The sequence below is a fragment of the Micromonospora sp. CB01531 genome, from assembly GCF_001905095.1.
Lineage (GTDB): Bacteria > Actinomycetota > Actinomycetes > Mycobacteriales > Micromonosporaceae > Micromonospora.
Genome location: NZ_LWLS01000089.1, coordinates 1 through 24,063, shown reverse-complemented (window position 1 = coordinate 24,063; position 24,063 = coordinate 1). Strand labels below are relative to the sequence as shown.

24 protein-coding genes and 3 pseudogenes are annotated in these 24,063 nt (G+C 68.4%); 3 read left to right on the top strand and 24 right to left on the bottom strand.

Annotated features, from left to right (window positions below):
• Window positions 1-92: 92 nt before the first annotated feature.
• The 9 genes and pseudogenes from A6A27_RS26755 to A6A27_RS26720 form a co-directional block, all read right to left on the bottom strand.
• A complete protein-coding gene (locus A6A27_RS26755; protein ID WP_083672894.1) occupies window positions 93-1,205 on the bottom strand; it encodes a DUF1996 domain-containing protein in 1,113 nt (370 codons plus the stop codon).
• A pseudogene (locus tag A6A27_RS47640) lies at window positions 1,198-1,524 on the bottom strand (hypothetical protein); the annotation flags it as partial. The pseudogene A6A27_RS47640 and the gene A6A27_RS26755, both read right to left, overlap by 8 nt.
• Window positions 1,525-1,660: 136 nt before the next feature.
• Entirely contained in the window at window positions 1,661-1,891 is a 231-nt protein-coding gene (locus A6A27_RS47195) for a zinc ribbon domain-containing protein (RefSeq protein ID WP_338013312.1), read from the bottom strand.
• Between the two features lie 1,656 nt (window positions 1,892-3,547).
• A pseudogene (locus A6A27_RS47190) lies at window positions 3,548-4,064 on the bottom strand (transposase); the annotation flags it as partial.
• Between the two features lie 29 nt (window positions 4,065-4,093).
• On the bottom strand, window positions 4,094-4,258 hold the full coding sequence (locus tag A6A27_RS44450; protein WP_158074058.1) for a hypothetical protein: 165 nt from the start codon (window positions 4,256-4,258) through the stop codon (window positions 4,094-4,096).
• A gap of 539 nt (window positions 4,259-4,797) precedes the next feature.
• Window positions 4,798-5,070, bottom strand: a complete 273-nt coding sequence (locus A6A27_RS45170; RefSeq protein ID WP_073837413.1) for a hypothetical protein — start codon at window positions 5,068-5,070, stop codon at window positions 4,798-4,800.
• A 184-nt stretch (window positions 5,071-5,254) separates the two neighbouring features.
• Window positions 5,255-6,613, bottom strand: coding sequence for a dihydrolipoyl dehydrogenase family protein (locus A6A27_RS26730; protein WP_073837412.1), 1,359 nt, complete (start codon window positions 6,611-6,613; stop codon window positions 5,255-5,257).
• Window positions 6,610-6,783 (bottom strand): hypothetical protein, encoded by a 174-nt coding sequence (locus A6A27_RS26725; RefSeq protein WP_198940464.1) that lies wholly within the window; start codon window positions 6,781-6,783, stop codon window positions 6,610-6,612. The genes A6A27_RS26730 and A6A27_RS26725 overlap by 4 nt, the downstream gene beginning before the upstream one ends.
• Before the next feature lie 151 nt (window positions 6,784-6,934).
• On the bottom strand, window positions 6,935-7,417 hold the full coding sequence (locus tag A6A27_RS26720) for a VOC family protein (RefSeq protein WP_073837411.1): 483 nt from the start codon (window positions 7,415-7,417) through the stop codon (window positions 6,935-6,937).
• A gap of 276 nt (window positions 7,418-7,693) precedes the next feature.
• Here A6A27_RS26720 and A6A27_RS26715 point away from each other — a divergent pair, with 276 nt between their 5' ends.
• Together A6A27_RS26715 and A6A27_RS26710 are read left to right on the top strand one after the other, a co-directional pair.
• Window positions 7,694-8,293, top strand: a complete 600-nt coding sequence (locus A6A27_RS26715; protein WP_073837410.1) for a peroxiredoxin family protein — start codon at window positions 7,694-7,696, stop codon at window positions 8,291-8,293.
• Window positions 8,294-8,556: 263 nt separating this feature from the next.
• On the top strand, window positions 8,557-8,859 hold the full coding sequence (locus tag A6A27_RS26710) for a WhiB family transcriptional regulator (RefSeq protein WP_158074057.1): 303 nt from the start codon (window positions 8,557-8,559) through the stop codon (window positions 8,857-8,859).
• Window positions 8,860-8,981: 122 nt separating this feature from the next.
• On the opposite strand, the gene A6A27_RS47635 is transcribed toward A6A27_RS26710, so the two are convergent.
• Window positions 8,982-9,221: a zinc ribbon domain-containing protein gene (locus A6A27_RS47635; RefSeq protein WP_083672892.1), complete on the bottom strand. Its 240-nt coding sequence runs from the start codon at window positions 9,219-9,221 to the stop codon at window positions 8,982-8,984.
• Between the two features lie 117 nt (window positions 9,222-9,338).
• Complete coding sequence (locus A6A27_RS26700) at window positions 9,339-12,119, bottom strand: helix-turn-helix transcriptional regulator (protein ID WP_073837408.1); 2,781 nt, start codon at window positions 12,117-12,119, stop codon at window positions 9,339-9,341.
• A gap of 561 nt (window positions 12,120-12,680) precedes the next feature.
• Here A6A27_RS26700 and A6A27_RS45165 point away from each other — a divergent pair.
• Window positions 12,681-12,881, top strand: a complete 201-nt coding sequence (locus A6A27_RS45165; RefSeq protein WP_073837407.1) for a hypothetical protein — start codon at window positions 12,681-12,683, stop codon at window positions 12,879-12,881.
• A 10-nt stretch (window positions 12,882-12,891) separates the two neighbouring features.
• Here A6A27_RS45165 and A6A27_RS26690 read toward each other — a convergent pair.
• From A6A27_RS26690 to A6A27_RS45570, 13 genes and pseudogenes are all read right to left on the bottom strand, one after another.
• A pseudogene (locus A6A27_RS26690) lies at window positions 12,892-13,086 on the bottom strand (IS5/IS1182 family transposase); the annotation flags it as partial.
• Window positions 13,087-13,188: 102 nt separating this feature from the next.
• Window positions 13,189-15,948 (bottom strand): helix-turn-helix transcriptional regulator, encoded by a 2,760-nt coding sequence (locus A6A27_RS26685; protein ID WP_073837405.1) that lies wholly within the window; start codon window positions 15,946-15,948, stop codon window positions 13,189-13,191.
• A 546-nt stretch (window positions 15,949-16,494) separates the two neighbouring features.
• Window positions 16,495-16,701, bottom strand: a complete 207-nt coding sequence (locus tag A6A27_RS47630) for a hypothetical protein (protein WP_443190006.1) — start codon at window positions 16,699-16,701, stop codon at window positions 16,495-16,497.
• A 20-nt stretch (window positions 16,702-16,721) separates the two neighbouring features.
• A complete protein-coding gene (locus tag A6A27_RS45160) occupies window positions 16,722-16,868 on the bottom strand; it encodes a hypothetical protein (protein ID WP_198940462.1) in 147 nt (48 codons plus the stop codon).
• Entirely contained in the window at window positions 16,861-17,166 is a 306-nt protein-coding gene (locus tag A6A27_RS43415; protein ID WP_143194169.1) for a cupin domain-containing protein, read from the bottom strand. Before A6A27_RS43415 ends, A6A27_RS45160 begins: the two co-directional genes overlap by 8 nt.
• Before the next feature lie 77 nt (window positions 17,167-17,243).
• A complete protein-coding gene (locus tag A6A27_RS43410; protein WP_143194168.1) occupies window positions 17,244-17,441 on the bottom strand; it encodes a hypothetical protein in 198 nt (65 codons plus the stop codon).
• A 350-nt stretch (window positions 17,442-17,791) separates the two neighbouring features.
• Window positions 17,792-18,817, bottom strand: a complete 1,026-nt coding sequence (locus A6A27_RS26675; protein WP_073837403.1) for an NADPH:quinone reductase — start codon at window positions 18,815-18,817, stop codon at window positions 17,792-17,794.
• Window positions 18,814-19,653 carry an alpha/beta fold hydrolase gene (locus A6A27_RS26670; protein WP_073837402.1) on the bottom strand — a complete coding sequence of 280 codons (840 nt, stop codon included), beginning with the start codon at window positions 19,651-19,653 and terminating at the stop codon, window positions 18,814-18,816. The genes A6A27_RS26675 and A6A27_RS26670 overlap by 4 nt, the downstream gene beginning before the upstream one ends.
• A 63-nt stretch (window positions 19,654-19,716) precedes the next feature.
• Window positions 19,717-21,213, bottom strand: a complete 1,497-nt coding sequence (locus A6A27_RS26665) for a carboxylesterase/lipase family protein (protein WP_158074056.1) — start codon at window positions 21,211-21,213, stop codon at window positions 19,717-19,719.
• A gap of 260 nt (window positions 21,214-21,473) precedes the next feature.
• Window positions 21,474-22,175, bottom strand: a complete 702-nt coding sequence (locus A6A27_RS26660; protein ID WP_073837401.1) for a hypothetical protein — start codon at window positions 22,173-22,175, stop codon at window positions 21,474-21,476.
• A 68-nt stretch (window positions 22,176-22,243) separates the two neighbouring features.
• Window positions 22,244-22,390, bottom strand: coding sequence for a hypothetical protein (locus A6A27_RS43405; protein ID WP_158074061.1), 147 nt, complete (start codon window positions 22,388-22,390; stop codon window positions 22,244-22,246).
• 435 nt (window positions 22,391-22,825) lie between these two features.
• Window positions 22,826-23,179, bottom strand: a complete 354-nt coding sequence (locus tag A6A27_RS47625) for a zinc ribbon domain-containing protein (RefSeq protein ID WP_073837400.1) — start codon at window positions 23,177-23,179, stop codon at window positions 22,826-22,828.
• Between the two features lie 570 nt (window positions 23,180-23,749).
• Window positions 23,750-24,063, bottom strand: a 314-nt coding sequence (locus tag A6A27_RS45570) for a hypothetical protein (RefSeq protein WP_206745064.1), incomplete at its 5' end; no start/stop codon positions are given.

Below are 24,063 nucleotides of genomic sequence, written 5' to 3'. Positions count from 1 at the left end.
CCCGTCGCGTAGATGTCGCGGCGAAGGCGGCCCGGCGGCGACGGAAACGCTGAGCACGTCACGAGGCCGCCGAGCCGGCTTCAAAGGCGGTACTAGAAGTTGCCCTGCGAGTCGCACTTCACGCGCTGGTGCAGACAGTTGAGTGTCCGGGCAGCCAGCGCGTCGTCCTGCCAGGCGTTAAAAAAGTCGGCGTGCATCGAGAACGACGTACCCGATGACAAGCTGATGCCGTTGGTGTTGGTGCTCAGCGGGTAGGCGATCACGAAGGAGACTGAGGGGACCGGCACGGGGTGGCTCGTCGGACAGGCGCCGGTGTGGTCACCCATCGCCATATGCGACTTGTGGTCCGGGCTGTCCAGGTGCTTGCCGTCCCAGCAGTCGAAGAAGGTCACCTGGCGGACCAGCTCGGCGGTTGGGGCGCAGATCGGGAACAGCCCGTCGGCGGTCCGGCCAGTGGACCCTCCGATGCCGGCACACCAGAAGTGGTTGCCCTGCTTGTCCGGAGTGTCGGTCTGCGTCTTCGCGTCGCCGCTGATCATCCGTAGCCCGGGAGGGAACGGCTGGGTCTTGCTCGGATCCTTGAGGCGGGAACCGTAGTAGACGGTCACCTCCTTGGGGTCGATCACTCTGCCGTTCTGGTAGAGCGTGGGGATCCAGTAGCCAGAGTGATCGTCACCGACGTTGCAGCTGGTCCGGGTGGTGCCCATCAGCGACTCGTATGTGGAGTTCGCGTCGGTCGACCTGTTGCCGAAGAAGGTGTGGTTGTGCGCGGCACCAACCAGCCCCGGCGCGACGATGGGGTCGTCGTTGTTGTGGTGGCTAATCCGGCAGCCGACGTTGAATTCCGGTACCTTCACCGGATTGCCGGTGACCGGCTTCGGCTTGCGGGCAAAGAACGCGGCGGTCCGGGCAGCCTGGGCCGCCATGTCAATCTTGATCCAGCCGCCCTGGTTGACAGGTGGTCGGGTACGGGGCGAGGGCTTGGGCGAACGGGGTGTGGCGCTCGGCGCACCGGCCGGGCTCGGGCTGCCGGCTGCCGAAGCCCCCGGGCTCGCCGGACTGGCTGGTCCGAGACCCTGGGACAGGGATGGGCCGGAGGCGCTGGCGGGCACTGGTTGATCCTTGCAGCCACCAACCAGCGCCACGCTGAGCAGCAGCACGGCGGACGCCGAACAAAGTTTCCTCGCGTAGATTTCCCTAGTCATCGAGGAATTTACCTTCCTTTCGGGCAGGAAGATCGCAGCCCGGGGGCTTTCCCTCCACCGCACCCCGCCGATGGGCGGCCGGGTCGGTGCTGTCTCCAACCACAACGGAGGCGTCCCACGATCCGTTCAACCCGACCTGCACGCCTAACAAGTGGGGCTGTAAGCCGCTGCGGGCATTACGACCTGTGATGAGGTCTCGCACTGGTGGGTGGAAGCGGTCTTGGGTCACCGCAATTCGGTGCGAAGCGGCGTTGAGCTGCCGATTCCCAGTCCGGCTGAGGCGGTGCCGAGCCCCGATTCGACGACCAGACCGGCAGCGGAGCGGTGCCGTTGTGGCAGGCGTAGGCGGATGCGGACCTGAATCGGAGGAGACTGGCGGTTTCGCCGAGGATCTTCAATGCGTTGACGTCCTCCCCACGCCTGAAGGGCGGGGCATTCCCGTGGCTGAGGCGTGTTCACGCCGCGAGCCGTTCGGGTGGTTGGCGTTTCCCGGACAGTCCTGTGGTTAGGTCTCCGCGCGTTGTTATCGCCAGCCCGGCGGCGAGGATGTTCTTGGCCGCGTTCACGTCGGCGTGGTCCTGGTGCCCGCAGGCGACGACGTTCACCTGCCTACACCCAGTCTGGCTCGCCACCGGGACCGACAAGCGCCGACTCGTGAGCCAGCATCGTGAGCACGGTGGCGACATCGGTGCGTTCGGAAAGAAGCAAGGCACTGGAGGCTCTGGTCCATCGCCAGCCCAGCAACAACGTGAACCGACGGGCTGTCTCTTGTTGGCTTGGGCACGGAATCATGATCAGATGACAGGCGACCACCGCCGCCCAAGCCGGTCCCTGAACGGCAACCTGGTCGCAAACGAACCTGGCCGAGTGGAGATTGGTCAGAATCGTCCGCAGGCGACGCTGCATCCCAGCGGAACTGGTGACGGGCGCTGCGAATCCGGCGACGCCGATCGCGCTGAAATGGCAACGGCGTGCAAGCAGTCGCGATGCTGGTCCGGCGTTGCCTCGAGACAGTGCTGCGCAAGCTCTACGCAAACGTCTTGTGACCATGAACAAGAACATGGCATCACCTCCAGATACTGCGCTGATACAGCGAGGGGGCATCTGGGCGGCGGTGCCCGTGGTGGTGCCCTTCCCCGGTTTGGGCGGATTCAGCAACAGCTCGTATCCAGGAGACGGGCAGGGGCTGTGCCGAGCCACCAGCCCTGTCGGCTGCTCCGAATGTGATCGGGGCCCAACTTTTGGCGTAGTCGGAAGACGATCCTGCTAATCGCCAATGCGCTCTTCGGCCGCACCGCGGCAGGTGTGCTGGCGAAGACCTCCGTGCTACTCAGTGGTACTCCTCGCGCCTCGATAAGAACCCGCAACGTAGCGGCCTCCTGGGCGCTCAGACAGACGCGGGTGCCCCTGCCCGGGAGCGCTACCCGGCGGGTCGTCGGGTCCAGCAGTATCGCGTCGGAGGCGCCTGCGGAGAAAGCTTCGTCTTCGATCCGGCCAGCCAGCCGCCAGCCACCGCCGCCTGTGATGATCAACTCCTGCCCGAGGCGCTGTCGCAGGCGATAGACGATCTCCCCAACCTGGGAGGGTCTTGCGCGACGGGCCCCTGCCGGCATTGCGTGCCAAATCTCGTTGCGGCCTCGCGGCATCCCCTGTGCCTCGATCAGCTCACGCAGCACAAGGTACTCCTGCCATCCGAGCCGAATCGTGGACCGTCGCCCGCTCACCCACACCCGTCGACGGGGTAGGTCGAGATGGAGTCCGCCGAAAGAGATTGCGTCGGGCCAAGCCGGAGGGCACGGAGCATCCGAGGCGCCAAGCCACCAACCACCGGCTCCCGTGAGGACTCGGTGGGCGCCAAGCTTGTTGCGAATATTCGCAATGACCACGCCAATCTGCGCCATGGTAGGCGGGCGGGAGCTTTTTGGCATGGCAGCCGCGATCTCCTCGCGACAGCAGGGATTGCCGGCCCGGTCGATGAGGACCGCCAGCACCTCAGCCTGCTGGCTGCTGAGTAGCACCGCGTGCATCTCCGGGTACAGCCGCACCAAGCCGGTCGATGCGTTCAACTCCACCCCACCGTAGGCCAGAAAACGCGTCGATGTCAGCCGGTCGCGCTCGGACATGCGCACGCCGCTACGAAACTGACGAACCCCCTCGCCGGCAGCCTTGGGCCGGTCAGCGATTGCCGCTGCTCTGCCCGCCGCACGGTCGGCCGTTCGCCAGCCAGCGGCCTGACTAGATAGCGGGAGTCCCTTCATTTTACCTCGCCTTCCGCCGACGCCCAGTGTTCTGGACCCATGACGTACCGGAGCCCTGCGCGGTTCACGGAACCGCGGTTTTGGCTCGACCACCCGCCGGCGCTCGACCAGCACGAACCCGGCCGTGGTGGTGCGCTTGCCCTGCTCGACGTCGATACCGTGCACCGCGGTCGTCTTTGAACCCGGAGCCCACCCACGCCTTGATCACCGACGGGTCTGCGCCACGACCTTGTCCAGCAGGTGCACCCCGATCGTGTTGTCGGTGACCGACGCCGCGGTGTCCACCACCGCGATGATCAGCCCCAGGGTGTCCACGGCGAGGCCACGCTTGCGGCCCGGTACCTTCTTCGCGGCGTCCTTGCCGTCGTCGCGACCGCGATGTGGTGAGCCGCGCGGATCGGCTGGGTGTCCAGCACGACCGGGGTCGGTCCTCGGGCCGGCCAGCCCTCTCCCGCGCCTGGCAGCACAGCAGGTCCTGGTCGATGCCGTTGTCCCGCCACAGGCCGAAGTGGTAGTACGTCGCGGGCTTCAGCGGCAGATCGTGCGGGAGGTACACCCACTGGCAACCGGTCCGGTTCTGGCAGAAGATCGCGTTCACGATCACCTGCCGTGCTCGCCGGGTTCACGTCGTTACCAGGGCCAGTGCAGTCCGAGGTCGACGGCGCCGAGCCCGACCAGGATCGGTGCCCTGGCCTTCCACTTGGGCAGCAGCCCGAGCGTGACCATCGCGATTGCGGCGGCGGGCCAGCCGGCGATGAAACTGCGACGGCTGCGGTCAGAGCTGCGCGCCGCCATGGCCCTTGATGGCCAGTGCCAGTAGGTCGTTCATGCGTTCCTCTGTTCCAGACATGGTCGGCTGCGGCTGGGATCTCGCAGTGGAGCGGTTAAAGCGCCACGTCGGGGTCTATCCCTGGCTGCCCTGCTCTTCCTGGCGTAATCGCACGATAGCGGTGCCGAGGTCGAGTTCGGCTCTGGAGCGGCCCGAGCACGAGATCGTTCGAACCGGCGTCGACGCTGGCACGGTGTCGGTGACGTCTCCACCCGCTGCACTGTGTCACGACCGATACCGTCGACAACCCGGCGACCGGCGGCACTACGCGGAGCGGGCGACCGAGCGGGGCACCGCATCGGGTGCAGTTCGATTCCTCCGCGACAACCCTGTAGACGAGGTGGATCAGCCACAGGTCGAGGACGGTGAGGTTGGTGCGTCCGGCCGGTACGGCGTGGTCGTGGCTCCAGCTCCGCGGAGCCAGCAAACTGCCGAGGGCCAACCAGTAGTGCCACGACGGCAAGAGCCATTCCATTTCGTCCTCCCTGCTTCAGCGTGCGGTCGGTCAGTCGCTGGAGGCGGCGACGACCTGCTGACCGCTATCGATGTCGCAGGTCGCACCGGTGAGCGCGGTATTGGTCATGATGTGGACGGCGAGCGCCGGCGACGTCGGCCGGCCCGACCGCGTGGCAGCGCGTCTGGGTGAAGTCGCTCTCGGCCAGGCACGCTTAGTGCGGCTGCAGGCCACGACCATCACGTAATCGATCGAGCCTGGTAGCTCCTCGAAGAACCGTCCGAGGCGGGCCGGATCGGCGGTGTCGACGGCGGTGGCGCTCATGGCCTGAAACTCGGCGGCCGCGTGTTGGAGGGCCGGGATCGCGGCCGAGAAGGACGACGTCGGCGCCCTCGCCGCGCGTGCCGAACGGTTTCCAGCCCGATGCCGACGCCGCCGCCGATCACGACGACCGTTTGGCCGAGCAGCTGCGGCTGGCGCAGGGTTGAGGAGACGGATGTTGCGGTGGTCATAATCCCACCCCCGCCGGCTGCCGAACCGCCGCGATCTGGCCGCGGAGCGCTTTCAGCGCAGCCACGTAGATCTCTGAGAAGGTCGGGAACGGCTGAATCGTGTCCCGCAGCACGTCTAGCGGTACGCGGGCACGGATCGCCAGCGTGGCTTGCTGCAGCCATTCCCCGGCCTCCGGCCCCAGCGCGTACGCCCCGGTCAACCGGTCGCCGTCACTGAGCAGCGTCAGGAAGCCCGTCGACTCGGCGTAGGCGCGCGTGTACGTAGCCGTTTTGGCCACTTCGGACACCGGCACCGTCGCAGAGAACGCAGCCTCAGTGTCGCCCACCGCTGCCGCTTGCGGATCGGTGTACACCACCCGCGGCACAGCCTCATAGTTGGCCTCGCGTGGCTCGCCCAGAATGTTCGCCGCGACGACGTCGGCCTGGTACTTGCCCGTGTGGGTCAATAGCCACAAGCCGGTCACGTCGCCGATGGCCCACAGCCGATCACCGGCACGCAGATGCGCGTCGACCGGGATGCCGTCCCGGCCGGCCCGCACGCCGACCGTCTCCAGGCCGAGGCCCTCCACGCGAGGACGACGGCCGGTGGCCACCAGCAGCCGGTCGCCGCGTAACTCCCGACCGCTGTCCAGCGTCAGGACAAAGTCCTCGCCATCGCGCCGCGCCCCGGTCGCCTGCGCGTCGAAGACGAGCTCGACGCCGTCGCGGCGCAGGACCTCGCCAAGCGCCTCGCCCAGCCGTGCGGGCTCACGGGCGAGCAGGTGTCCACCGGACTGGACCAGTACCACGTCGCCGCCCAGACGGCGTACCGCCTGCGCCATCTCCACCCCGACGGGCCCGCCGCCGAGCACCAGGAGACGGCGCGGGACGGCCTTCATGCCGGTGGCCTCGCGGTTGGTCCACACGCCCTCGAGGTCGCGCAGGCCCGGGATCGGTGGAAAGACCGAGTACGAGCCGGTGGCCACGACGACGTGTGCGGCGGTGTAGCGCACGCCGTCCACCTCGACGGCGCCGGTACCGGCCAGCCGGCCGGTACCGCGCAGTAGGTCGATACCCTTGCCGGCCAGCCAGCGCTGCTGACCAGCGTCGGAGTATTCGGAGACCATGAAATCCCGCCACGCCAACGCCGCCTCGGCGTCGACGTGCGCGGTGGCCGCCGCCTCACGCGCGCCGTGGACCGCCTCGCCGGGACGTAGCAAGGTCTTGGACGGGATGCACGCGAAGTACGAGCACTCGCCGCCGACCAGGTCCCGCTCGACTAGGGCGACGCGCAGGCCGCCCTCGGCCAGCTCGCCGGCGCAGTGCTCGCCCGGCGAGCCGCCACCGATGACGATCACGTCGTAGTCGTTGTTCACCGCAGTACCGCGTCCATGTGCAGGCCGGCGTCGCGGACTGCCTCGTCGGGGGTTCGGCCGGCCTCGCGGGCGACGATGTAGGCGGCGTACCAGTCCGACCAGTGGTGCTTGGGTGCGGTCGCCTCGTACGCGCCGTGATGCTCCTCTGCCTCTCGCAGAAGTCCTGTCAAAGCCGTGACGTTCATCATTGTCCTCCCTCGTCACACGGGCCTGAGTCGTTCGGGCGTGGCCGTTCGGGGCCGTCAGCGTCCGGCGTGCCGCGCCTGTACCGAGGCCGGGCAGGCTTCCCCGACCCCGGCGCGGTGGAGCATCGTCCCGAGGTCACCAACCCGGGCAACGCGTCGTGACCTTCTGGAACACCCGCCCGTTGCCATCCGGGTCGCCGAACAAAGCAAACGACCCGTAACTACGGCGCTCTGAGTCCGGCCCTGGCACCCGCCCGTCCATGCCCGCGTGGTGAAAGACACCCCCAGCGTCGTGGAAAACCTCACTCACCTCGGCGCCGCGCCCGACGAGCTCGGCCCGGGCCGCCTCGATGTCGGTGACGACCAGGTGCAGGCCCTGCGCGGAGCCCGGCGTCGCCGACTTGACGCCCGTACCGAAGACCGAGCGCTGCGAGCCGCGCGGCGTCAACTGCACGACACCGAGGTCCTCGTCGGTGTCGAAGTCGGCGTCCAGCCGCCACCGCATCGCCCCGTAGCACTGCTTGGCCTTGTCGACGATCCCCGGCAGCCGATCGAGGACATCGTGGCCGAGCCGCTGGTCGGAGACGGGCACGACCACGGCCTCAAGTTTCATGTCCATGATCCAACACCTCGTTCTCGCGGGAGTCGGCACGGATCGACGCCGACCCGAAAACCATCGCGCGGCCCACGGTCCCTTCGCGCCAGGGAGACGCCCTGGCGCATGCCTGGTCTCGACCATCAGGCCGGCACGGGTGGTGCGACCCGCAGGCGGACCAGGGCGGGACCAGGGCGTATCCCTGGCGCGAGAGGCCGCTCAGGGCTACCAGAGTTGCCGGAGTCGACCTGCGCCTCGTGCAGGTCACGCCCGCGGCGGCACGTGAGAGGCGGTCATCCCATGCGCTCCGACATCACACCAGGCGGCATCTTCCCCGACTATGCACTGCCCGACCACACCGGCACGACCCGCACGCTCAGCGAGCTGCAGGGCCGCGATCCACTCATCCTCATGCTTTCCCGCGGCCACTACTGCCCGAAAGAACACCAGCAGCACTTCGAGCTGGCGGCGTTCCAGTCAAAGGTCGCGGTGGCCTACACCCAGATGGTCACCATCTCCACCGACGATCACCACACTCTGCAAGAGTTCCGCGCATCGGTGGCCGCCCAATGGACGTTCCTGTCCGACCCCGAGCGGATCATCCAGAAGGACCTCGACATCCAGGAGTACACCGACCCCGAGCACGACCCGATGATCCCGCACACCCTCGTACTCAAGCCGGGACTGGTCATCCACAGCATCTACAACGGCTACTGGTTCTGGGGTCGCCCGTCGGTCTACGACCTCTGGCTCGACCTACGCGCGGCGACGAGCGAGATCCGCCCGGACTGGGACCTGAGCAAGCCGGGGCTGCACGAGGCCTGGGACGCGGGTGACTGGTCGCACTTCCACGGATGGGACAGGCGATCCGGTCAGCCGTTGGATGTGAGCACTCTTTGAGTTGCTCATGCTGCCGCACGGGCAGGTACGGATCGAGGGCGGCCGCACAACCACGCCTGGATCCCGACGAGGTCAACGAGACCCTCCTGGCCTTCCTCAACAAATAGATCCCAGCCGGGCTTGACATCGAGCAATCGTCCATTGGGAGCACCCGCACTGTAACCACGCAGCCAGCAGCGTATTGAGTCATGTGATCGATGACTGTGGCGCTGACCGTCGTGACATGCGAAATCACCACCTTCTCGCGAGTTCAAGGAGCACACATGACTCAGCCCACGCGTCGCGGGTTCCGTTGCTCGGCATTGCTATCGAGGTCGTCGTTCCGGCCGGTCGCCGCCGAGACCGACTGGCGCGAGGACGCCGCCTGCCGGGGACTGGACGTCACGTGGTTCTACCCAGACCCGGACGACACGTTGGCGGTCGTAAGGGTCCAGACGTTCTGCGCGACGTGCCCGGTGCGCCGGGACTGCGCGCGGTATGCGATCGAGCACAATGAGGAGTACGGTGTCTGGGGTGGCAGCACCGAGCAGGAACGCGCCGCCTTCCGCCGGGCCTTGTCCGCGTAGCCGCCCGTGGATCAGCTCGAACTACTCGCGTCCGGCGCGCGGGGCGGCGCCGTCGATCGGCACCTGGTAGACATCCGTCCCGCGCTAAAGGGCGGGATTCGCTGGGCCGCCCCAGCGGTTTCCTACTGCATCGCCGGCTGCCCCGTCCGGGAGGTCTCCCGTTGAGGTCTTGCACCGGCTCCACTGGTCGTCACCGCCAGCCCGGCCGCCAGGATGTTGTATGCCGCGTTGACGTTGCGGTGGTGGGTGCTTGCCGCACCGGGCACATCCACGACCGCATGGTCAGCGGCATCTGCTCGACGAGGCGAGCCGCACGCCAAGCAGAGTTTGCTGGCCGGATACCACCGGTCTATCACGACCAGGCTCCGGCCGTGGTGAGGCCGGTCCGGGAACCAATGTCCGACCGCGACAACGTCGTCAGGCCAAGGCCAAGCGCGACTCTGGCGCGCGTGACGCGGCGCAAACTCCGAGCGGCAGGACTACGCCGGCAGGTCCGCGTGCCCGAGTTGCGCCAGCGTCGCCTTCAGTTCCCTGCGAGAGTTGATGCCAAGCTTGCCGAACACCTTACGCAGGTGCCACTCGACGGTGCGTGCGCTGAGGAACAGCTGGGCGCCGATCTCGGGGTTGGTGTGCCCGTCACGGGCGAGCCGGGCGATCGCCGCTTCCTGCGCGGTGAGCGTGCCGACGGTCTCGACCGTACGCTTGCGCACCATCTCTCCCGTGGCCAGCAGCTCGCGCTGGGCGCGTTCCGCGAACGCCTCGGCACCGATCGCGGCCAGCATGTCATGGGCAGTGCGTAGCTGGGCGCGGGCATCGGCGCGGCGATTCTCGCGGCGCAGCCACTCGCCGTAAAGCAGATGGGCGCGGGCGAGCTCCGGGCGGAGCTCGGTGCGGCCAAGCCGGTCGATCGCCTCGCCGTAGAGGCTCTCAGCCGTCTCACCTTCGCTCAGCAGCGCACGCGACCGCGCCTCGATCCCAAGTCCGAAGTCGGTACCGCCGGCCTGGGTGCTTTCCGCCAGCCGGGCCAGCGCGTCGCGTGCAAGGTCCGTATTTCCGCTGTGTGCGGCGGCTTCGATCAGCTCGGGAAGCGCCCACATCGAGATGTACAGCCCGGGTGCGTCCTCGCTGGCTTGTCTGGCCGCCACCACCGCCTGTTCATAGCGGGCGAGGCCGTTGTAGAGGATCGCGGTCATCCAGTTCGCGTAGGCCACCGCGACCCCCTGCCCCCCGGCCGTTGCTTCGGCGATGGTGGCCTCGAACAGCGGCACGGCCTCGGCTTGGTTGCCTCGCAGTGACGCGAGAATCATCGTGGTAAACGGGGCGGCGCGACTCCCGGTCGCCGCGCAGACCGCGTCGACCTGCGTCGCCAGCAAAGCGGCCGCCGCGAAGTCACCGGTCCACGCGGTGGCCGTGCCCAGCGCGTTCAGCATGACCGTAAGCTGGTCGAGGGCGCCGACGTCACGGCCGAGCCGGACCTGCCGTAGCAGCATCGCGCGCCAGGTGTCATCGTCCCACAGAGCGCTGGCGGCCGCCTGAGCAAAGAAGCCCCACTGCAGTTCTTCTTCTGCGGTCATGTCCGGGTCGGCGAAGGCGCTTATTGCTCTCCGCAACGTCGGCGCTGCTGCGGCTGGCCCGTCCGTGACCAGCAGCGTAAGGCCGTCAAGAACCACCTCTGCCGCACCTGACGGATGCGTCGCCGACGGGAGAGCCCGGGCGGCGCGGCAGACCTCCAGCATGTCCCCACCGGCAGCGAGGCGGCCGGCGAACAGAGCCGCCATCCACGCGGTCAGGTAGGTCTCGCGTGCCAGGCCGACGTTGAGCGGCTCGAGACGCTTGGCCGCCTTGAGCAACAGCGGCGGAGCTTCGCTGCCCAGCCCTGATGCGAACGTAACCTGCCCGCGCAGCAGGTCCACCCGGGCGCTTTGCAGCTCGTCCAGCGGCCCGGCCTCTGCCGTCGCGAGCAGTTCTAGGGCCGTTCCGTACGCGCCGGCGTGCAGGTTAGCCTGCGCCGCCGCCAGGAGGCGCTCGGCGCGGCGCACCGGATCGACGGTCAGCAACACCGCGCGCTCCAGGAACGCCGCGGCCGCGGCCAGCCCCCCGCGGGCCTGGGCCCGGCCCGCCGACCGCTCGAGATCCGCCGCGACCTCATCATCCGGCCCGGCCACGGCCTGGGCCCGATGCCAGGCCCGGCGGTCTGGATCAACCCGCGGATCGGTAGCCTCGGCGAGCGCGAGGTGGGCGGCTCGCCGCTCCTCGACCGAGGCCGACCGGTAGGCCACCGAGCGCAGCAGCGGATGACGGAAGCGTGCCCGCGCGCCGAACTCCGCCAAGCCCGCATCTACTGCCACCGTTGCCGCCTGGATCGGGATCCCTAGCCGCCTGGCGGCCCGCCACACCAGCGACGAGTCACCCGACGGGTCCGCCGCCGTCAGCAGCAGCAGCAGCCGGGTCGCGGGTGTCAGGGCGTCCAACTGGCGGCGGAAGCTCTCCTCTATCCGGGCTGACAACGACACCGCGCCTGGCAACCCGAACCCGCCCGCTAACTGTGCGGGCGTCAGGCCGCGCGGCAGCTCAAGCAGGGCAAGCGGGTTTCCTTGCGTCTCGGCCAAAATCTGATCACGCACGCGCGGGTCCAGTGGCACGGTCAGAGCCGAGTCCAGCAACGCCCGCGCGTAGTCGCCCTGCAACCCGGCCACGTGCAATTCGGGCAACCCAGCAAGTTCCTTCCCGGGAACCCGGGTCCCGAACACCAGCCCGATCGGGTCCGCCGCCAGCCGCCGCGCCGCGAATCCCAGCGCCTGCGCCGACGCCCGGTCCAACCATTGGTGATCGTCAATCACGCACACCAGCGGCTGCTCCTCGGCTGCCTCCGACAGCAGACTGAGGACAGCGAGCGCCACGAGGAATCGGTCCGGTGCTGGCCCGCCGCTGAGCCCGAACGCGGTCTGCAGGGCCTGCCGCTGCGGCACCGGTAGCCGCTTCAGCCCATCCAGCATCGGCGCGCACAGCTGATGCAGCCCGGCGAAGGCCAGCTCCATCTCCGACTGCACGCCAGCTACCCGCAAGACCCGGCACCCTGCCGCGTGGTCGACCAGGTAATCCAGCAGCGCGGTCTTGCCTACGCCTGGGTCGCCACGCACCATCAGAGCCCGGCTCTCACCGCCGCGGACAGAATCAATGATCCGGTCGAGCACATCGCGTTCGCTGCGACGGTCGGTCAGCTTTGTCGCGCGGCCAAGCCGCCGAGGACGTGCGGTCATCGTCCGGGGCTACTCCGCGTCCGTGGCTTCAGCAACGGCGATAGTGTCCCTTGGGACAAGGTGATCTCTAAACGCCGCTGTGCTACCGCCCGGGTTAGCCTGAGCGCTCATGCGGCCTCCTTGCTGGTCTAGATCACCGGTCCGGGCCCAGACCGACGCCACATGCCCCGCGTTGCGGCTCGAGACCAACGGCCAGGCATGCGCCAAGTCCGCGACAAACAGTCCCGCCGCGCCGCTGGCGCTGTGGTTGCGAGATCGTAACCTGCGTGAGCGACGGGCGGTACCAGGCTCACGGGTTTCAGGAGGCATACCTCTGGCTGTGAGGCTGGCCTGGTTGGTCCGCAGGTGATGGGCTGACGGTCGGCAGCAGTGGACACGTGACCCTACCTCTGACTGGCTTCGCGCCTTTGGCCAGACTTGTCCGGCCGTCATCGGTTTCGGCACGCACAAGCACACCCACACCGCTGCGGTCATCGACGCCCGCACTGGTGCGCTGCGCGGCCGGGTGACGGTGACCGCCGATCCGGATGGTTACGCCGAGTTGCTGGCCCTGGCTGACCGGTGCTCGGGTTGCAGGCCTGGGCGATGGAGGGCACCGGCGGCTACGGCGCGGGCCTTCACCGTCACCTGGCCGACGCCGGTGAGCTGGTCGTCGAGCTGGACCGGCCGAAGCGGCCGGTGCTCCGCGCCGCGGCGAAGTCCGACCCGATCGACGCCGAACGCGCCGCTCTGGCCCGCACCCGAGGCGGACGCGGATCGTGATCGCCGATCAGGTGGCATCGGCGATCGCCTCGCAGGACCAGCCGAACCGCAACACCTCGACCAGCTTGTCGAACACGATCCGGTCATCGACCCGCCTGCGCTGACAACCCAAGGGATGCGTCGGCTGGTACACGGACCGGTCGGGCAGCAGCGCGGCGAACTGAACCCACAGTGGTTCGATCAGACTTGCTGGAACAGCAGGCACAGATTCTCCCCTGATCACAAAGCGTCAGCAACTTCATGATCACGAGTTCTGTGCCTGCATCCGTTCCGACCCGCCGATCAACCCCACCACTGCGCGCGACCTCTAAGTGGTGCCGATGATCGGTTGGTCGTGATTGGCCAGGGCCTGGCGGAGCTGGCGGCGGGAGGTGATGCGCAGCTTGGCAAAGATCTTGCTGAGGTGCCATTCGACGGTGCGGGTGGACAGGAACAGGTGGCCTCCGATCTGCGGGTTCGACATTCCGTCTCGGGCGAGCCGGGCGACGAGCGCCTCCTGTGCCGTGAGCTCGTTGGTCGTGTCGACAGTGCGTTTTCTCGGGGTCGCGCCGGTGGCCAGTAGTTCGCGACGAGCTCGCTGCGCGAACCCTTCCATTCCCATCGCCGCGAACATCTCCTCGGCCTTGGTGAGCTCTTCGCGGGCGTCGATTCGGCGCTTCGCCCGGCGGAGCCACTCGCCGTACAGCAGGTGGGCCCGGGCGAGCTCGGCACGCACCCGCGCCCGGCCGAGGCGCTCGATGGCTTCGCGGAACTTGGGCTCGGCGTCCTCATCGTTCAGGAGGGCCTGGGAGCGTGCCTCGATCCCGAGCGCCCAGTCGGTTCGGCAAGCCTGGGCCTTCCTGGTCAACCGCGTCAGCGTCTCCTGCGCCAGATCGGCTCGTCCGGTCCGTACGGCGGACTCGATCAGCTCGGCCATCGCCCAGTTGTGGGCGACCATCTCTTTCGGGTCCGCGCAGGCATCGCGGGCGGCCTCGAACGCCTCGTCGTACTGGCCCAGGCCGTTGTACAGGACAGCACGTGAGTACTCGCAGATGGCGACTCCGATGCCCTCGCCGCGGCTGGTCGCCGCCCGCTTCGTGACGTCGATCAGGTCCTTCGTCTCGCGTACCTGGCCTCGCCAGGCTCCGAGGATCAGCGCACCGTACGGCGCCTCGGCGATCCCCGCCGAACCAAGCACCGACCGTGCTTCCTCGGCCAACGAGGCAGCGGCGGCGAGCTCGCCGCTGAAAACGAGGACGGGTGTGTGTGAGCCGAGCGCGAGCGGGAGTTCGGTGAGCGCCCCGGTCTTCCGGGCCCTCTGCAGGTGCCGCTCCGACAGGATGTACGCGCTCTCGTCGTCCCACAGTTCGAGGGCGAGCACGCACCCCTGCCACAACCAGCGAAGCGTGTCCCGCGCGGGATCGGTGTCGCCAAGCAGCGCGGCCAATGCTTCCCGGCCGCGCGGGACAGCGTCGGCGTGATCAACGGTGATCGCGATGAAGGCGTCCAGCAGTAGGTCGCCAGCCGTGCGCTCAGCATCGGGCGGGAGAGCTGCAGACTGGGCGGCGCGGGCCACCTCGGCGGTACCAACGCCTTCCTCGAGCCGGCCCGCGAACTGCGCGGCGGAGAACGCGTCCAGGTATGTCTGGCGCGCGAGCTCGAGGCTCAGCGGCTGGAGGCGCCGGGCGGCGGCCAGCATCAGCAGCATAGCCTCCTCCCCCCGGCCGGAGCCGAACGCCAGCTGAGCACGTACCAGCTCGATCTGGGCGCGCTGCAACTGGTCGATCGGTCCACTTTCGGCGATGGTCAGCATGGATTGGACGGTGCCGAAGGCGCCGGCCTGCACGTTGGCCGATGCCGCTGCGAGCGCGCGGCGAGTCTGCGCGGCCCGAAGTGGTGTCAGCTCGGCCGCGCGGGTCAGGAAGGCGGCAGCTGCTGCCAGTCCCGCGCGAGCCGCAGCCCGGTCGGCCGACAGCTCCAACTCGGCTGCCACGTCCTCGTCAGGGATGTCTGTGGCACGCGCCCTGTGCCAGGCACGCCGGTCCGGGTCGGCCTGGGCGTCAATGACCTCGGCGAGGACCTGGTGCGCACGGCGCCGGTCCGCCGTGGCAGCTGCGCGGTAGACGGACGAACGGGCCAGCGGGTGGGCGAATTCCACGCGGTCATGTACCCGAATGATCCCGGCGTCCACCGCAGGCTCCATCGCCGCCATCGTGACGCTCAGCGCGTCGGCGGCGCGGCGGATCAGCGCGGGATCGCCGACAGGATCCGCGGCCACTACAAGGGTGAGCAGCTGGGTTTCGGCAGGGAGCAACTCGAGGCGCCGCGCGTAGCTGCGTTCGATCTTGCCGGCGATCGCCTGACTGTCGCCGGGCAGGCCGAATCCACCGGCAAGATCCGTTTCCCGCCAGGCGCGTGGCAACTCCAGCAACGCCAGTGGATTGCCGTGGCTCTCCGCGACGATCTGATCAATGACGGCCGCATCCAGTGGGCCGTGCAGGTTGTCCAGCAACAGTGGCCGCGCGTCGCGGTCACTGAGACCGTAGACGGGCAATTCGGGCAGGCCGGTCAGCACGCTATCTCCTGCTCCCGTGCGGGCCGCGCAGACCAGCGCGACGCGCTCGGCCACAAGGCGTCGGGCGACGAAGGCGAGGACCTGAGCGGACGCCTGGTCGAGCCATTGTGCGTCGTCGACGATGCAGGCCAGCGGGCGTTGCTCAGCGGCCTGAGCCATTAACGTCAGCGTGCCCAGTCCGACCAAGAACCGGTCGGGTACGGGGCCGTTGCCCAGCCCGAACACGGTCGCCATCGCCTCGCGCTGCTCTGTGGGCAGCTCATCGAGGTGATCCAGCAGAGGTGCGCACAGCTGGTGGAGGCCACTGTAGGCGAGCTCCATCTCTGACTCCGCACCTACTGCGGACACCACCTGCCAGTCGGCGACTCGCTGCGACAGGTAGCCGAGCAAGGCGCTCTTACCCATGCCCGGTTCGCTGCGCAGGACGAGGACGCGACTGGCGCCGGTAAGCACCTCGGACGCGAGCCGGTCGAGCTGTTCGCATTCGGTAAGACGTCCAACCAGCTTGCCCATTGCACCCTGCCTAGATCCACGATCCGGCTCCAGACACCTCTCGTCCCGAGCCGGGCAACCCTCACGTTCACCGGCATTCTTACCGACCGGTCCGCATCTAGCCAGAGCGCCATGGGCTCCGGTCTTCTCCAGTCGGTCAGGCCGAGCTCGGCTGTCTTCGTGACTGTGTCTCCTCTGCGGCGCTCGCGGTGGTCAGCTCTGGTCGGCCGGTAGGTTCGCCTGCGATCCGACGGCCGTGCGCAACGACTTCAGCCGTTGATCAAGGCGGGAACCCGGCCGTTCACGGCCGAAAGGAGCGCCGTTACGGACCGTGACGTAGCCGTCGCGCCGCGTCTGCGGCGCCGGTGGCGACCACGACGACCAGGGGCGGCGGCAGCGCCGGTTCGGAGGCGGCGAGGAGCGAGGGCGTGTTGGCGAGGGTACAGTCCGTGGACGCGATGCCGCCGATGCAGAGCACGGTCTACCCGGCCAGGTCGAAGCGGCGGTAGTCGTCGCCCGTGACGGCCGGTCGCCCCCGCTCGACGCTGCGCTGACTGCTCAGGCAGCTCACTCGGCACGGGGGTCGAGGATGAACGGAACGGAATTTGGCGCCAGCGTGGGGTGCGGGGTCCGGAGCGAGGCCCGTAGTAGGTTGAGCCGCCGTGCCGGGTGGAGTTCCTGACTGATGATCAAGCTGCGACCTACGACCCCCGACTGGTAGGCCATCGCCACGTGGCCGAAGAACGGGAGCAGGTGGTGCGCGCCGAGCGACACAAAGGGGATGTCGTGGGCCGTCACCACGCCGCCGTACTCGACCGTGGGATCGAGTACGACGGTGACCTCGCCTCCGCCTGGGAATCGACGATCACGGCGGCGACGTCGGGGAGGTCGGGGTGCAGCGAGGCGATCCAGTCGTTGAGCGCCTGTTGCGGATCATCCATGAGGGTTCAGGAATTCTACGACGACGTTCTGATACACGGAGTCGCCGAGATTGACGAGCCGATGCGGTTTATTCTCGGATCGATGACAGGAATCGCCGACCTTGTCTTCCTGGCGTTCCAGCCGGCCATCCTGGAATTCGGTCGCCACCGGCCCGGCCCGGGTCACCACATAACGGTAGGGGACGCTATGGGTGTGCCACGGAGAAGACGCCTGCGGCGGCAGGTCGAGCATCCACACCCGCACGTTTTCGTCTTCGAAAACAATCTCGGTACCAACCTGGTCGTTTGCAGGATCCACGGGTCACCGCGCTTTCGTGATCCTCCGCCGCGAAACTCCGGCGGGTTCAATTGTCGCAACGCCAGATGAGCCTGGAGCTACGTTTCCACATCGACGCTCGCCGCACGGTCAAGGACCTGCCGAAGCTCCTGGAATTCCCGGTACGGCAGATCCGACGCAAGCCGGCTTAGCTGCCACACGAGGGCGTTGGCGCCATTTCGCTCACGATCCGGGATCGCTCTGCGCGGCCGGTCCGGCAGACCGCTCACGCCTTCCCGCTCATGGCGGACGATCACCGCCGCACCATCCGCAGGTCGTAGTGCCACAAATATCGATCCCAGCGGCGCTCATCCCCCTTGGGACAGCAACACCATCACCGCGCGGGGCGCATTCTGGCGAAGACCTCGTCGGGGTGATCGGACTGCGGAAACTAGATCAAACCCCGACGAGGTATTCACGTATGTACTTATATAAACTTGGGCGAGCTGCGGACATTAACTTCCGGCAACCCGATTAGCGCCCTCGGCTGGGGCTGCCTCGGATGCCAGACGGCACCCGCCGAATCAGCCGCGCCTCGTTCCGGCGTTGGTCGGTGGAAGGGGCCTTGCCGCGTCTGTCCTCGTATGATCCGAACGTTGACCGTCCTTCAGCTTGTCCCGACCGTGATCAGCACCTTGCCGATCGCCCCGCTCTCGACGGCAGCGTGTGCGGCCGCCGTGTCCTCGAGGTGGTAGCGGTGCAGCGGGAGGCCAGCTGGATCGCCGACACTGAAGGCACCATCGTCGATCGCCTGGTTGATGTCCGCGGCCGCGGTCGCGATCCGGTCCCAACCGACCGTGTAGAGCAGGACGAACTGGTAGCGGGCATTGAGCCCCATGCTCCGCGGCACGTCCAGGCTGCCCGGCGCGTGGCCGTCGCTCGCGTAGATCGAGATCGTCCCGCGAGGTCGGAGAACGGCCAGATCGAGCTGCGCGTTGGCCCCCGCCGCAACTTCGACCACGAGGTCGACACCGCCCGGGGCGACCTGTCTGATCGCCCCGGCCACGTCGGCCTGCTTGTAGTTGACGACGTGGTGGGCACCGGCCGCCGTCGCAAGCAGAGCCTTCGCCTTTCCGCTGACGGTGGCGATCACCTCCGCGCCCGCCCAACGGGCCAGCTGGATCGCCGCGTTGCCCACGGCGCCGGCCCCGCCAGCGACCAGAACGGTCCTGCCGCGCAACGCATCCGGCCGCAGCCGCGTCGGGCCGTCCTCGCCCACCGTCAACGCACGGTGGGCGGTCAGGGCAGGGATGCCGATGCTGGCTCCGAGCTCGAAGTCCGCGGCGGCGGGGAGCGCGAAGGCACGTTCGGCGGGCACGACGGTGAACTCTTGCGCGGTGCCCCCATTCGGGCGGCCGTCGCCAGCCAGGGTGACCCACACGCGGTCACCCACACCGAATTCGGTGACATCGGTGCCGACCGCGTCAACCACACCGGCGCCGTCGTGGTTGGGAACCGTCGGCGCCGTCAGCCTGCCGCCGAACGCGCCACTGCGGGACTTCCAGTCCGTCGGGTTCACACCCGACACGAGCACCCGGATGCGCACCTCGCCGGCGCCCGGCTGGGGAATCGGCTTGTCTACGAGCTCAAGCACGGACGGATCGCCCGAGCGCGCGTACGTGATCGCTCTCATGCTCGTAGGTACCCTTCCGTCCACCAGCCGGTGACGATCTCCGCGTACCGATCGGCGGCGTCCTCCCAGGTGAAGTGACCGGCGTCAACCAGATCGAGATTGCTCCTGGGCAGTCGCTCGTTGAGGTACCTGTGGTTGCTCGGCGGCACCGCCCAGTCCCACAGGCCGCTGATGATCTCCACCGGGGTTTCGATCTGGGGGAGAAGTTCGGCGAGGATCGGAAGCTCCGTCGGGTACGCGCGCACGTAGCGCATCGACTCGACAAACCGGTCGCCGTCGTACGCGGCCAGATAGTCCTCCCGTACCGCGTCTGGCAGCTGGTAGCGCCCGATGCCGCTCAGTGCGGCGGAGACAATCTGGCGCGGGTCGACAGCGCGGTATCCCTCGACGTCGGGCGCCACGACCCAGTCATTGAGAATCCCGCCCAGCTCCAGCGGGAACGAGGCGCCGCCGCTGCCGAGCACGATGCTCCGCAGCCGGCCGGGGTTGTCGGCGGCGGCGAACAGCAAAGCGCCGGTGCCGATGTCCGGGCCGACCGTGTGCGGATTCTCCAGCCCGAACTCGTCGGCGAGCCGGATGACGAACTCGCCCATGGCCCGCGGTGCCAGCAGCGAGTCGCGACGCTCCGAGTGCCCGAAGCCGGGCAGGTCGACGGCCACGAGATGCGCGTGTTCGGCCAAGCGGTCCCAGATCTGGTCGAACGCGTACAGGCTCTCCGGCCAGGGACACAACAGGAGCGCGTGCTCGCCGCGGGGTTCGCTCTCGGCGAAGCGGATCCTCAGTCCGTCAATCGTCCGGAACTGCGGCTTGATCGATGAGGTCAAATGAGTGTTCATGGAACCTCCTTAGGGCCGCACGCACGTCGTGGTCGGGCGTGCGTGCGGCCACGAGCGGTAGTGTTACGCGGCAGCCCAGAACGAGCAGTGATGCCTGGCGGCGAAGCCCGTGTCGACCTGCGGCCGCGGCGAGGCGAGTGACAGCACCCGTTCGCCCTGTCGCGGGTCGAGCGCCGGCCAGCGGACGTCGCGCGTGCTGGGGTTGCCGTCGGCCGCGAAGCTGGCCCACGCCGCGCGCATGGCAGCCGCAAGCGCCGCCTGATCGGCGTTCAGCGGCACGGCGAACGGCGCGTTCGGCAAGTCGAACAGGTACTGCAGCTCGGACGAGTGCGTCGCCACCGCGGCGACCCAGCCGGGCGGGGCAAACACCTGCGGCGCGGTGTCGTCATTGAACTCGTAAGCGAAGGTCGGCACGCGCGCGGAGGTCCAACGGTCGAGTTGCACCGCTGGGCACACGAAGTTCGCGTCCGAGACGAGCGTGCTGAAGGCGACGCCCGGCGACGGGTAGGCGGAAAGCGGGTACTCGGCTGCGATCGCGGCACTGCGCTCGGGCGATGCTCCCACCACGGCGCCGATCAAGCGCTGGTAGTTGTCGGCGGTCACCGCCTCAGGCACGAGGGCGAACGACCCGCCACTGACGGCCAGACCGATGGCCAGGAACAGCCGCTCCTCGTCGTGGTTGGTTCCGTTGAGGATCGGCACGCGGGCGAAGCGCCCACCGGCCAACGCCGTCCCGATCGACTCCTCAAGCACGGCGCCGTCGACGACGCCGGGGATGGCGGCTCCGGGGAAGTTGTTGACGAGGTCGTCAACCGACCGGCTACGCAGGCAAGCCGCGGTCTGGTCCGGGCAGCCCGCCAGGTCCGCGAAGGCCTCGCCAGCAGCCTTGGCGGTGGCAAGGGGTTGCTGCGTCAGCGCGAATGCGCCGCTCTGCACGATCGCCCGCTGAAACAGCCCACGCGACCCGCGCGAGACGAGGTGGGCGAGGACCGACAGGCCACCGGCCGACTGCCCGGCGATGGTGACGTTATACGGGTCGCCGCCGAACCGGCTGATGTTGCGCTGCACCCAGCGCAGTGCAGCCCGTTGGTCCATCAACCCGTAGTTGCCCGCCGGGCCGCCGGGCCGCGACGCCAGCGCCGGGTGGGCGAGGAAGCCGAGCGCGCCGAGCCGGTAGTTCATCGTGACGACGACCGTGCCATCCGCCGCGAGCTTGGTGCCGTCGTAGTTTCGGCTGGCGTCCTGGGTCAGCCCGCCGCCGTGGATCCACACGAGCACCGGCCGACGAGCGTCCGGGCGCAGCGTCGGCGTCGAAACGTTGAGGTACAGGCAGTCCTCGTCGATGGGCCCGGGCGGGAAGAAGACGTTCCCCTGCTCCGGCCGCGGCTGCGGGCAGCTCGGCCCGAAGTCGGCCGCTTCGCGGACGCCCTTCCAACTGGCCGGTGGCTGCGGGGCCCGCCACCGCAGCTGCCCGGTTGGGGCAGCTGCATAGGGCAGCCCGCGGAAGGCGTAGCCACCGGGCGCGGCCGCGCCGTGCACGGCACCGCCGTCGATGTTCACGATTTGGGTGCCCGTCGTTCTGGACGCGGCGGGGGCGACGCCGGCGTCGACAGCGGTGGCCGTCGCCGCGAGGGTCAGCGCGGCGCACGCGGCGCCCAGCGCCGCACGCCACGGATGGATGGTTCTCATGGTAGTGACTCCTCAATGCGGAAAGGGGGCGGTGAGGGTTCAGGAGGACACGGTCACGGACCGACGTCCGTTCTCGGGTCGGTGGTGGCGCGGGCGACGGTGCCGACGGCGGCTAGGCGCCGAGGGCTCCGTCACGTGGCGCGACTGGCGGTGGGACCCGCGACCGCCTGCGAGGGCCGGGTCGAGGGCTTCTGGAGGTAGAGGAGGCCGCTGATGACCGCGACCCACACGAGGCCGACGATGGGCGAAATGATCCGCGCGTACGCGCCGTCCGGCGCCCAGATCCCGCTGCTCGCCCATGTCGTGCCGCGCAGCAGGACCAGCACAACCGCGAGCACCCCAACCCCGAAGGACGCGTTGGAGATGATGCCGGCCCGCCAAAGCCCGAACGTCCCAGCCATGATCAGCATGGCGGCCGGGAACGAGGCCAGCACGCCGAAGACCCACGCGGCGTCGTTCAGTCCGGACGTGAATGTGTCGTTGCCGGAGCCTGCGATTGAGTATGCGAGGGCCGCGCCGACCGCAATGAGCACCCACAAAACAGCGCCGAGCGCCGCGCTGGAGGCGGTCGCCGCCGCTCCCCAACCGCCCAGCCCGGCATCACGCAACGCGCTCGTAAGCGCGGCAGCGAACCAGAGCAGGTTGAGGACCGCGTAGGCGAAGATGACGGTGGCAATCAGGATCTGCGTGCTGTCGCCGTCGTAGAAGGAGACAAGCGTGTCGGTCGACGCACCAACCCTCGGCTGATTGCCGTAGATGAAGTACGCGACGACGAAGAAGATGACGAACTGGATACCGGCACTGCGCCACAAGCGCTCCCAGTCCACGTTCATGGGGTTCCCTCCTCGGGCAGTGGTGAACGAATTCGGAAGTGGCCGCGGGAGACGGTTCGTCCCCCGATCTAGCCAAAGGTGAAGGCATAGGCCTGGACGCCGGGGTCCAGGAAGACGATCTCGAAGGTGCGCTCGGCAACCGGTCCCGGCTGGTGGATCAGCTGGTAAAGCCGCGGCTGGGTGACCGTGCCGTTGCCGCGCCCGTCCACATCGATGCCGCGAGCAAGAGCCGTGAGTCGGTCTCGTCCATGGTCTTGCCTCCGTCAGCTCGAAGACGCGGCGAACAGCCTCTGGATGCCCTGCCGGGCTCACACCACCGCCGTCGCGGTGATCACGACAGCACGGATGAGATTGCTGACCGCACATCGCGGATCTTCTGTTTGGCCTGGAATTCGGTACACCTCGACAGTGGCCCCGCAGCTCGGCGGTCGCACCCGTGCAGAACCCTGGTCCCACCCGGGGGAGAATGGGCAAGGCACCTGGCCCACCACCCATTGCTGTTCCGTTTGTCCGATTCCATGATGAAATCGCCTGCATTGATGGTGGGATAGCAGGCGAGCACGACTGCTGATGATCTTCCGGTTCCTATGCCAGAAGATCATGTTCGGGAGTTGTGCTCGTGCCGGCATCTTCCCTGATCAGCCGTTACCTCAGTGCGCTCTAGTGAGCAGATGGTCGGCAGTCCCGCTTGGCGGTGGGACGGTCCCGGTCTTACCCGCCTGGGCGGTGCCGGGTTGACGTTTCGTAGCCACCTGCCCGCCGGGGGCGGTCTTCTGGTCGGCTCCACGTCCTGCCACCGGGCCACTCCCGGCGGTTGTCGCCTCAGCCGCGATCGCGGCGAGGTTACGTGCGGCGCTCAAATCCCGATCCAGGATCAGACCGCACGAGGTGCACTTGTAGGTACGCGCGGACAGGGCCAGCTTGGCTTTCACCGTGCCACATGCCGAGCGGGTTTGGCTGGAGGAATACCACTGGTCGGCCACCACCAGGTGCCGCCGTTTCATCCGGTCCTGCCCACCGTGGCGGTCACCGCCGGCGTCGACACATGCGGCGGTCGCCCAGGCGGTGCCCGTGGCGGCCGCGGTGACCCGCGTGCTGGCGCTGCCCGGGCGTCAATGCCTGGCTGCGCACCTACCCGTGGCCGGCGTCGTCCCCGCGCCTGCCCGACTGACACCGGCTGGCACCGGCTGACACCGGTACGATCGGCAACCTCCGTGCATGCCTGGACGGATCCCGGGCAGCGCCGACCAACAACGCCAGCGGCCCCACCCCCTGATTGGGGGCAGGGCCGCTTTGCCACGCCCGGGGCCTGTGGAGCTTCCCGCTGTCGGTGAAACCGATTGAACCGGATCCGGTTCGGTTCCGTCGTTGTGGGCGCGGGTGGTAATACTCCTCCATTCCCCATATGGAGGAGCCAGGGACCGCCGCAGGCCGGGCTCCGGACTCCCAGGCCGGCGGCGGTCCCTGCTGCAGGCGCGGGCCCATGCTTCCCTGGGGGTAAGCATGGGCCCGCGTTATGCGCAGCCGCCCAGCGAGCGTCATCGCATCGAGGCTCACCAACTTGATAGGAATCGTCAGTGGCCGGCATGCTCCGCAACCGCCGCCTCACCCGGCGCGTCGCCAACGCCGGCTTCGGTGAAATCCGCCGACAGGTGACAGGTGCCGTACAAGACCGGACGGAACGGCGGCCGCCTGGTGATGGCCGACCGCTGGTATCCCTCCAGCAAACCTTCGCGGCATGTGGCACGGTGAAAGCCAAGCTGGCCCTGTCCGCGCGTACCTACAAGTGCACAAACCTGCGGCCTGGTCCTCGACCGGGATCTGAACGCCGCACGTAACCTCGCCGCGATCACGGCTGAGAGAGTGTTGTGTAACCGGGTGATCACAT